Consider the following 10140-nt stretch of genomic DNA (forward strand, 5'->3'; position numbering starts at 1 on the left):
CTTCGCTGGCAAGCCAGCGCCTACGGGGCGCTGCAATCGATTTTTTCAGGAGTTGAACATGGCCAAGAAACCTCGTTCCACGACCTTTATCAATGATCCGCTCTGGTACAAGGACGCGGTGATCTACCAAGTGCATGTGAAGTCCTTCTTCGACTCCAACGACGACGGCATCGGCGATTTCCCCGGGCTGATCGCCAAGCTCGACTACATCAAGGAGCTGGGGGTCAACACCCTCTGGCTGTTGCCGTTCTACCCCTCGCCGCGGCGCGACGATGGCTACGACATCGCCGAGTACCGCGGCGTCAGCCCCGACTACGGCACCCTGGCCGATGTCCGGCGTTTTATCGCCGAGGCCCACAAGCGCGAGCTGCGGGTGATCACCGAACTGGTGATCAACCACACGTCCGACCAGCACCCCTGGTTCCAGCGCGCGCGCAAGGCCAAGCCCGGCTCGGCGGCGCGCAACTTCTATGTGTGGTCCGACGACGAGCAGCAATACGCCGGCACGCGGATCATCTTTCTCGACACTGAAGCCTCCAACTGGACCTGGGACCCAGTGGCCGGGCAGTACTTCTGGCACCGCTTCTACTCCCATCAGCCGGACCTCAACTTCGACAACCCCCAGGTGCTCAAGGCCGTGCTTGCGGTGATGCGCTACTGGCTCGACATGGGCATCGATGGCCTGCGCCTGGACGCCATTCCCTACCTGATCGAGCGCGATGGCAGCAACAACGAGAACCTGCCGGAGACTCACCAGGTGCTCAAGCGCATTCGCGCCGAGATCGACGCCCACTACCCGGACCGCATGCTCCTGGCCGAGGCCAACCAGTGGCCGGAGGACACCCAGCAGTATTTTGGCGATGTTCACGGCGATAACGGCGACGAATGCCACATGGCCTTCCACTTTCCGCTGATGCCACGCATGTACATGGCCCTGGCCCAGGAGGACCGTTTCCCGATCACCGATATCCTGCGCCAGACCCCGGAGATTCCCGCCAACTGCCAGTGGGCGATCTTTCTGCGCAACCACGATGAGCTGACCCTGGAAATGGTCACCGACAAGGAACGCGACTACCTGTGGAACCATTACGCTGCCGACCGTCGGGCGCGGATCAACCTGGGCATTCGCCGGCGCCTGGCGCCACTGCTGGAGCGCGATCGGCGGCGCATCGAGTTGCTCAACAGCCTGCTGCTGTCGATGCCCGGCACGCCGACCCTGTATTACGGCGACGAGATCGGCATGGGCGACAACATCTACCTGGGCGACCGCGATGGCGTGCGCACGCCGATGCAATGGTCCATCGACCGCAATGGCGGTTTCTCCCGGGCCGACCCGGCGCGCCTAGTGCTGCCGCCGATCATGGACCCGCTCTACGGCTACCACGCGGTGAATGTCGAGACCCAGGCCGGCGACCCCCATTCACTGCTCAACTGGACCCGCCGCCTGCTGGCGGTGCGCAAGCAGTCCCGGGCCTTTGGCCGCGGCAGCCTGAAGATGCTGTCGCCGAGCAATCGGCGGGTGCTGGCCTATCTGCGTGAATACACCGGGGCGGATGCCCAGCAGGAGATCATCCTCTGCGTGGCCAATGTCTCGCGCAGCGCCCAGGCGGCGGAGCTGGACCTGTCGGCATTCGCCGGCAGGGTGCCGGTGGAGATGCTTGGCGGTAACGCCTTTCCACCCATCGGCCAGTTGCCGTTCCTGCTGACCCTGGCGCCCTACGGTTTCTACTGGTTCGTCCTGGCGTCGGCAAACCGCATGCCCAGCTGGCATGTGGAGCCGGCCCGGAGCCTGCCGGAGTTCACTACCCTGGTGCTGAAGAAACGCCTCGAAGAGTTGCTCGAAGCGCCAGCACGCACCCGTCTGGAGCACGAAGTGCTGGGGCAGTGGTTGCCAAATCGTCGCTGGTTCGCCGGCAAGGGCGCCGCCATCGAGCAGGTGCATCTGCTTTACGGAGTGCGTTTTGGCGACCCGCGCCAGCCCAAGCTGCTGTGTGAAATCGAGGTGCTGAGCGACGGGCAGCGCCAGCGCTATCAATTGCCCCTGGGCTTTCTGCGTGAAGAGCAGATCAACAGTGCCTTGCCCCAGCAACTGGCCATGGCCCGGGTGCGGCGCGGGCCCCAGGTGGGCCTGATCACCGATGGGTTTGTCCTTGAAAGTTTCGTGCATGAGGTGCTGCAAGCCTTGCAGGCGCAGAGCCGCCTGGAAAGCGCCGCGGGCACCCTGTATTTCGAAGGCAGCGAGGGCTTGCCGGCACTGGGGCTGACGGCCGAGTCCGAGGTGCGCTACCTGTCGGCGGAACAGTCCAACAGCTCGGTGGTGGTGAGGGGGCGCCTGGTGCTCAAGCTGATTCGTCGGCTCTCGGCCGGGGTTCACCCGGAACTGGAAATGAGCGCCTTCCTGACCGCCGCCGGCTTTACCCATATCGCACCCTTGTACGGCTCGGTGCGGCGCCGCGAGGACAATGGCCAAGAGCATCTGCTGATGATCGCCCAGGGCTACCTGAGCAATCAGGGCGATGCCTGGGAGTGGACCCGCAACAACCTGGAGCGGGCGATCCGCGATGAGTTGGCCGATGCCCTGTCCGAACAGGAACAGCATTACAACGCCCTGGGCGAACTTGAGGATTTCGCCGCCTTGCTGGGGCAGCGCCTGGGCGAGATGCACCAGTTGTTGGCAGTGCCCGATGGCAACCCGGATTTCGCCCCCCAGCGGTGCACCGCCGACGATGTCGAGGCCTGGAACCTGCAGGTGGCCGAGCAACTGGAACGCGGCTTGCAACTGCTTCAACAGCAGGTCGGGCAACTGGGCAGCGCCGACCGCCAGCGAGTGGCTCGCTTGCTGCAGCACAAGGCCTTGATCCTCGAGCATGTTGGGCAACTGGCCAGGCAACTGGTGGGTGGCCTGCGCATTCGGGTACATGGCGATCTGCACCTGGGCCAGGTGCTGGTGATCCAGGGCGATGCCTACCTGATCGATTTCGAGGGCGAGCCGGCGCGGCCCCTGGCCGAGCGCCGGGCCAGGCACAGCCCTTACAAGGATGTCAGCGGGGTGCTGCGTTCCTTCGAGTATGCGGCGGCCATGGCCCCGGTGCTGGAAGGGGGGAAAGAGGCCGGCGCGGCGCGTGACAGGGTGCTGCGACGCTACCTGGGCGAGTCGCGCCAGGCCTTTGTCCAGGCGTATCGGTTGGCGACGGCTACGCTTGCCCATGGCTGGCAGGAACCGGCGGCAGCGGAGGCCGCCCTGGCCCTGTGCAGCCTGGAGAAGGCCGCCTACGAGCTGGCCTATGAAGCGCAAAACCGGCCGGCCTGGCTGCATGTGCCATTGCACGGAATGCTGGGCCTGCTGACTGAGCTGCAACCCTTTTCCGAATCTGAGCGTGGTGGAGAGCAGTCATGAGTGTCTCGAACAAGGAACAGGGCAAGCATCAACCGACACTGCTCCCGGCAGCGCCGGCGCTGGAGGCGCTGGTGCGGGCCGAACAGCAGGACCCGTTCGCCATCCTCGGGCCCCATGCCGATGGTGCCGGTGGGCAGTTTATCCGGGTGTTCCTGCCCGGCGCGCTGAGCGTGCAGGTGCTCGATCGCCAGCACCAGCAGGTGCTGGGCAGCCTGCAGGCGGTGGAGCAGGCCGGGCTGTTCGTCGGCCACTTCAGCACCGCCCAGGCCTACCTGCTGCGGATCCAATGGGCCGGCAGTGAACAGCTGTGCGAAGACCCTTACAGCTTCGGCCCGCTGCTGGGCGAGATGGACCTGTACCTGTTCGCCGAGGGCAATCACCGCGACCTGAGCACCTGCCTGGGGGCGCAACTGATCAGCGTCGAGGGCGTGGCCGGGGTGCGCTTTGCGGTCTGGGCGCCGAATGCCCGGCGGGTTTCGGTGGTGGGCGATTTCAATAACTGGGATGGGCGCCGCCACCCCATGCGCCTGCGGCATCCATCCGGGGTCTGGGAGCTGTTCATTCCGCGCCTGGGCCCTGGCGAGGCCTACAAGTACGAGATCCTCGGCCCCGAGGGCGTGCTGCCGCTCAAGGCCGACCCGCTGGCCCTGGCCAGCCAGCTGCCACCGGACACCGCCTCGAAAGTCGCCGCGCCCTTGCAGTTCGACTGGCAGGACCAGGCCTGGATGCAGGCCCGCAGCGAGCGCCAGCGAGCCGACGGGCCGTTGTCGATCTACGAGCTGCATGCCGGTTCCTGGCAGTGCGAAGTGGACGACGTCGGCGAGGTGGCGCGGCTGTACCACTGGGCCGAGCTGGCCGAGCGGCTGATTCCCTACGTCAAGGAACTGGGCTTCAGCCATATCGAGCTGATGCCGATCATGGAGCACCCCTTTGGCGGCTCCTGGGGCTACCAGCCGTTGTCGTTGTTCGCCCCCAGCGCCCGTTATGGCTCCCCGCAAGACTTCGCCGCCTTTGTCGATGCCTGCCATCAGGCCGGGCTGGGGGTGATCCTTGACTGGGTGCCGGCGCATTTCCCCAGCGATGAGCATGGCCTGGCCCGGTTCGACGGCACCGCGCTGTATGAGTACGGCAACCCCCAGGAAGGTTTCCACCAGGATTGGGACACCCTGATCTACAACCTTGGGCGCACTGAAGTGCATGGTTTCATGCTGGCGTCGGCGCTGCACTGGCTCAAGCACTTCCATGTCGATGGCCTGCGGGTGGATGCGGTGGCCTCGATGCTCTACCGCGACTATTCGCGCAAGGCCGGGGAGTGGGTGCCGAACCGCCATGGCGGCCGGGAGAATCTCGAAGCCATCGACTTTCTGCGCCACCTCAACGATGTGGTGGCCCTGGAGGCCCCCGGCGCCCTGGTGATCGCCGAGGAGTCCACGGCCTGGCCCGGGGTCAGCCAGCGTACCGAGCAGGGCGGCCTGGGCTTTGCCTATAAATGGAACATGGGCTGGATGCATGACTCGTTGCACTACATCCAGCAGGACCCGGTGTACCGCGCCCATCACCACAACGAGCTGAGCTTTGGCCTGGTGTATGCCTGGTCCGAGCGTTTCATCCTGCCGATCTCCCACGACGAAGTGGTGCACGGCAAGCATTCGCTGATCGACAAGATGCCCGGCGATCGCTGGCAGAAATTCGCCAACCTGCGGGCCTACCTGAGTTTCATGTGGACCCACCCGGGCAAGAAACTGCTGTTCATGGGCTGCGAGTTCGGCCAGTGGCGCGAGTGGAACCATGACCAGCAACTGGATTGGTACCTGCTGCAATACCCCGAGCACCGCGGCGTGCAGCGCCTGGTGGCGGACCTCAACCGCCTGTATCGCGAATACCCGGCGCTGCATGACCAGGACCACGCGCCCCAGGGGTTCCAGTGGCTGATTGGCGATGATGCAATCAACAGCGTGTATGCCTGGCTGCGCTGGAGCCAGGCCGGCGAGCCGCTGCTGGTGGTGGCCAACTTCACCCCGGTGCCGCGCCAAGGCTACCGGGTCGGCGTGCCCCTGGCCGGGCGCTGGAGCGAGCTGCTCAATAGCGATTCACAGCTGTATGCCGGTTCCAACTATGGCAATGCCGGGGAGGCCCTGAGCGAAGAGCAGGGCAGCCATGGCCAGGCCCTGTCGCTGGTGCTCAACCTGCCGCCGCTGGCGTTGCTGGTGCTGCGCCCCGAGCTCTAGCGCCGGTTGCTCCAGGGAGTCGGGGCGCGCCTGGTGTGGCGAGTGTCTAGAGCGCCTGCGCGGCTTCGACAATCAGCGCCGCCACCGCCCCGGGTTGAGACGCCAGGGAGGCGTGGCTGGCCTCCAGGCGCAGCACCTTGCGCGGGTTCAGGCGCGCCGCCATGCGTTCCTGATTGGCCGGGGCAATCATCCGGTCGGCGTTGGACACCTGGTACCAGGACGGTTTGTCGCGCCAGGCCGGGGCCCCGAGGGTGTCGCCAAAGGTGCTGGCCAGCGGGGCTTTCTGGGTCAGGCCCATGACCAGGCCTTCTTCGGCGCTCAGGTCCTGGCAGAAGCTCTGCTGGAACAGCTCCGGGCGCACCCACAGGTAGCCATCGCTGTCGGGCTCGAGGTTGGCCGCAGCCGCGGGCAGGAACTCCTGGGTCAGGCCGCCGGGGCTCTCGCCCTGGTCGGGGGCGAAGGCGGCGATATACACCAGGCCTTTGACATTGGCCGCGTGGCCGGCCTCGGTGATCACCGCGCCGCCATAGGAGTGCCCCACCAGCAGCACCGGGCCGGCTTGCTGGGCCACCAGCTTGCGAGTGCGGGCAACGTCCTCGGCCAGGGAGGTCAGGGGCAGTTCCACCGCGCGGATCTTCTCGTAGCCGCGGTTCAGCAGTTCGACTATCACCCGGTTCCAGTGGGCGGCCCCACCCCAGAAACCATGGACCAGGACGATCGTGGGTTTATCGCTCATCGCTTGACTCCTTCTATGCCGCAAAGGGGGGGCTCCGCTAGCCGTACTGCGCAAACCCTGCCCGCAACAGCATGGACGAGGAGGGCCTGGGCGCGGCGTTTTCTTCGCGGATTCTGATGTGCGGCGATGGCCACCGGCCGCCGTCGCCAGCACCGGCCGGCACTTGGGAGCGGCCTACATCAGGATGATTTCATAGGGCAGGCGCAGGCGTTCCAGCAGCACCGGCGAGAGGATGGGCTCCAGGCCGATTTCCGGTTCCCCCTGCAGCTGGCTGGCGTAGGCATGGGCCGCATGCCGCTTGCGGGCCACGGTCCAGGTATCCAGCCGCAGCTTGCGCGCCCGGTGCCAGGGGATCTGGTGTTCCTCGCGCGGCGACCAGTGCCAGGCCCAGATCGGGATTTCATGAAAGACCGCGCCCACCAGGCTCGCCGCCCGGGCGGTGGCCCGGCCCACGGCTTCGTGATCGAGGTTGCCGTCGGCGCGCCAGGTGCTGAACACCACGTCGCTGTCGCGCAGGTAACGGCGGATAAAGGGCACCAGCTGCTGTTCGCGCTCGCTCAGGGCATTGTCGGTAAAGCCGCCGCGAATCCATTGCAGGCTGTGCAGGGGCAAGCCCAGGCGACGCAGGGCTTCGGCGCTTTCCTGGGGGCGAAACACGCTCAGGCGGCGCTTGGGCCAGACCTCGGAGCCCGGATGGCTGGCGCTGCCGTCGCTGATGGAGATCAGTTGCAGGGGGTGGCCATGGTGGGCCAGCACTTGCAACAGGCCGCCGGTCGCCACCACTTCGTCCCCGGGATGGGGGGCAACGACCACTGCCCGGGCCCCGGGAGGCACCAGATTGGCCAGGTTGATGGCCGGCACGTCGGCCAGGCTGCGGGCACTGTTCCACAGCTGGCTGGGCCAGTTGCTGTCTATTGCGGGTATGGCTTTCATGGGGGGCTACATCCCTGTTTCCGGGCCGCTGGCATGGCTCAAACGCTGTTCGGCAGCGGCCCTGGGTTTGCACGCACATTGATTCCGTGGCATCTGCCTCAATGTGAAGTACCGGCGTTCCATACCTTTGGTCCGCCGTGTTGGCTGCGCAATCATACTCAGCGGCACGCCGTCGACCCAGAGGGGCAACGACCTATGTGCCAATGGTGCGCCGTTGCATAGGGTAGACGGTTTTTTCTCGCGATGAAGGCTGGACCGGCTCCTGAGGCTGCTACTGCGCCTCTTCATGTTGCAGTTCGAACAGCAATAGCGAGCGCCCGGTGACCGAATACTGGTCATTGAAGGCGAAGCGCTCCTGGCCGTGTATCGCAGGTTGATGAGTGTCGAGCATGCAGGTCCAGAACTCCCCGGCCGGTACCTCCGGCAGGCGGAAGTTGACGATATCGTGGTGCGCATTGACCACCAGCAACAGGGTAGCGTCGGCCCCCGGGCGGCGGATGCCGGTTTCCTGGGCACGGCCGTCAAGCAGCATGCCCAGGCAGCGGCCATGGCTGTCTTGCCATTGCTCGGTGCTCATCTCGTTGCCGTCAGGGGCCAGCCAGGTGACGTCCTTGACCCCGATATCCTCGTTGAAACTGCCCACCAGAAAGCGCCCGCGGCGCAGGATCGGGTAGCTCAGGCGCAGCTTGATCAGGCGTTTGACGAACTTGAGCAGCGACTTGCCGTCGCCATCCAGTTGCCAGTTGACCCAGCCGATCTCGCTGTCCTGGCAGTAGGCGTTGTTGTTGCCGTGCTGGGTTCGGGCGAACTCGTCGCCGGCCACCAGCATCGGCGTGCCTTGGGCCAGCAGCAGGGTGGCGAAGAAGTTGCGCATCTGCCGCAGGCGCAGGGCATTGATCTCGGGGTCGTCGCTGGGGCCTTCGACGCCGTGGTTCCACGACAGGTTGTTATTGCTGCCGTCCTGGTTGTTCTCGTCATTGGCCTGGTTGTGCTTGTCGTTGTAGGACACCAGGTCGTGCAGGGTGAAGCCGTCGTGGGCGGTGACGAAGTTGACCGAGGCGTAGGGCCGCCGGCCGCGCTGGTTGAACATCTCGCCGGAGGCCGTCAGGCGCGCGGCAAAATCCGCCAGTTGGCCGTCGTCGCCTTTCCAGAAGGCCCGTACGGTGTCGCGGAAACGGTCGTTCCATTCCATCCAGCCTGGCGGGAAACGGCCCACCTGATAGCCGCCAGGGCCACAGTCCCAGGGCTCGGCGATCAGCTTCACCTGGCTCAGCAGCGGGTCCTGGCGGCAGGCCACGAGGAAGCTGTGGCGCTCGTTGAAACCGTCGTGGTAGCGGCCGAGGATGGTTGCCAGGTCGAAGCGGAAACCGTCCACGTGCATCTCCGCGGCCCAGTAGCGCAGCGAATCGGTGACCATCTGCAACACGCAGGGGTGGCTCAGGTCGAGGGTATTGCCGGTGCCTGAATCGTTGATGTAGAAGCGCTTGTCGTCGGGCATCAGGCGGTAGTAGGAGGCATTGTCGATGCCGCGCATGGACAGGGTCGGGCCCTGCTCGTTGCCTTCAGCGGTGTGGTTGTAGACCACATCCAGCAGCACCTCCAGGCCGGCCTCGTGCAGGTGCGCGACCATTTCCTTGAACTCGGCGATCTTGCCGCTGGCCAGGTAGCGCGGGTCGGGGGCGAAGAAGGCGATGCTGTTGTAGCCCCAGTAGTTGGTCATGCCCTTGTGCAGCAGGTGCTGGTCATTGACGAAGGCATGGATCGGCAGCAGCTCCACCGACGACACCCCGAGCTTGCGGATATGCTCCAGCACCTCGTCCTGCATCAGCCCGGCGAAGGTCCCCCGCAGGTGTTCGGGCACCGCCGGGTGGCGCATGGTGAAACCGCGCACATGGGTCTCGTAGAGGATGGTCTTGTCCCAGGGCACGTTGACCCGCTGGTCGCGGCCCCAGGTATGGGCCGGGTCGATGACTTTGCACTTGGGCACGAAGGGCGCGCTGTCGCGTTCATCGAAGCTGAGGTCGGCGTCGGGGTGGCCGATGCTGTAGCCGAACAGCGCCTCGGACCATTTCAGTTCCCCTACCAGCTGTTTGGCATAAGGGTCGATCAGCAGCTTGTTGGGGTTGAAGCGATGACCGTTGGCCGGGTCATAGGGGCCATGCACCCGGTAGCCGTAGATCAGCCCCGGGTGGGCGTCGGGCAGGTAACCGTGGAAAATCTCGTCGGTGTATTCCGGCAGTTCGATGCGTTCCAGCTCCACCTCGCCGCTGGCATCGAACAGGCAGAGTTCGACCCGGGTGGCATTCGCCGAGAACAGCGCGAAGTTGACCCCCAGGCCATCCCAAGTGGCGCCCAGGGGGAAGGGCAGGCCTTCGCGAATGCGTGAGGGTTCGTGCTGGGGCATGGCTGCCGGGTGCTGGGTGTCGGTATGCATGCGGGCTCCTGCGGCGATAGTGGCGAAGCTCCCCGGGCCGGCGTGCCGGCACGGGTACCCCTGGTGGCGCCGTTGCGCGCTCCAGGTGGATGGCGGGGAATGCCCTCGGGGCTCAGTGGGCCGGCGGCTTGCGCGGCGCCCGGGGCTTTTTCGCTGGAGCGGGTTTTTCTCCGGGCGGCACCACTACCGCAGCGGCCGACTTGGCTCCGGACTTGGCTGCGGCCTTGGCCACCGGCTTGGCGGCCGGGCTTTTGCTCTTGCTGGTCCTGGTCGGCGGGCTGGGGGCCAGGGCTTCGGCTTCGGCGAGCTTGCGGGCCATTTCCCAGTGCCGGGCTTCATGGCCGTCCGGTCGACCTTCCGATTCCCAGATCTGATAGGCGAATTCACGAATGCGTTTGTCGTCGGTACTCAT

Annotated in this window: 6 protein-coding genes; 2 read left to right on the plus strand and 4 right to left on the minus strand. The window is 65.6% G+C overall.

The window, feature by feature from the left end; translation table 11 throughout:
• The first annotated feature begins 58 nt into the window (after positions 1–58).
• On the plus strand, positions 59–3397 hold the full coding sequence (treS, locus tag J4P02_RS00315; RefSeq protein WP_426186381.1) for a maltose alpha-D-glucosyltransferase: 3339 nt from the start codon (positions 59–61) through the stop codon (positions 3395–3397).
• Positions 3394–5625 carry a 1,4-alpha-glucan branching protein GlgB gene (glgB, locus tag J4P02_RS00320; protein ID WP_426186384.1) on the plus strand — a complete coding sequence of 744 codons (2232 nt, stop codon included), beginning with the start codon at positions 3394–3396 and terminating at the stop codon, positions 5623–5625. The genes treS and glgB overlap by 4 nt, the downstream gene beginning before the upstream one ends.
• Before the next feature lie 46 nt (positions 5626–5671).
• Here the strand turns inward: glgB and J4P02_RS00325 are convergent, their stop codons facing one another.
• The 4 genes from J4P02_RS00325 to J4P02_RS00340 all read right to left on the minus strand — a co-directional run bounded on the left by J4P02_RS00325 (position 5672) and on the right by J4P02_RS00340 (position 10140).
• Positions 5672–6361, minus strand: coding sequence for an alpha/beta hydrolase (locus J4P02_RS00325; RefSeq protein ID WP_426186387.1), 690 nt, complete (start codon positions 6359–6361; stop codon positions 5672–5674).
• Positions 6362–6535: 174 nt separating this feature from the next.
• Positions 6536–7294, minus strand: coding sequence for a PIG-L deacetylase family protein (locus J4P02_RS00330; RefSeq protein WP_426186390.1), 759 nt, complete (start codon positions 7292–7294; stop codon positions 6536–6538).
• Between the two features lie 271 nt (positions 7295–7565).
• On the minus strand, positions 7566–9698 hold the full coding sequence (glgX, locus tag J4P02_RS00335) for a glycogen debranching protein GlgX (RefSeq protein ID WP_426187685.1): 2133 nt from the start codon (positions 9696–9698) through the stop codon (positions 7566–7568).
• A 142-nt stretch (positions 9699–9840) separates the two neighbouring features.
• Positions 9841–10140, minus strand: coding sequence for a DUF2934 domain-containing protein (locus J4P02_RS00340; RefSeq protein ID WP_426186393.1), 300 nt, complete (start codon positions 10138–10140; stop codon positions 9841–9843).

It is taken from the genome of Pseudomonas sp. NFXW11 (assembly GCF_049887815.1).
In the GTDB taxonomy this organism is placed as follows: domain Bacteria; phylum Pseudomonadota; class Gammaproteobacteria; order Pseudomonadales; family Pseudomonadaceae; genus Aquipseudomonas.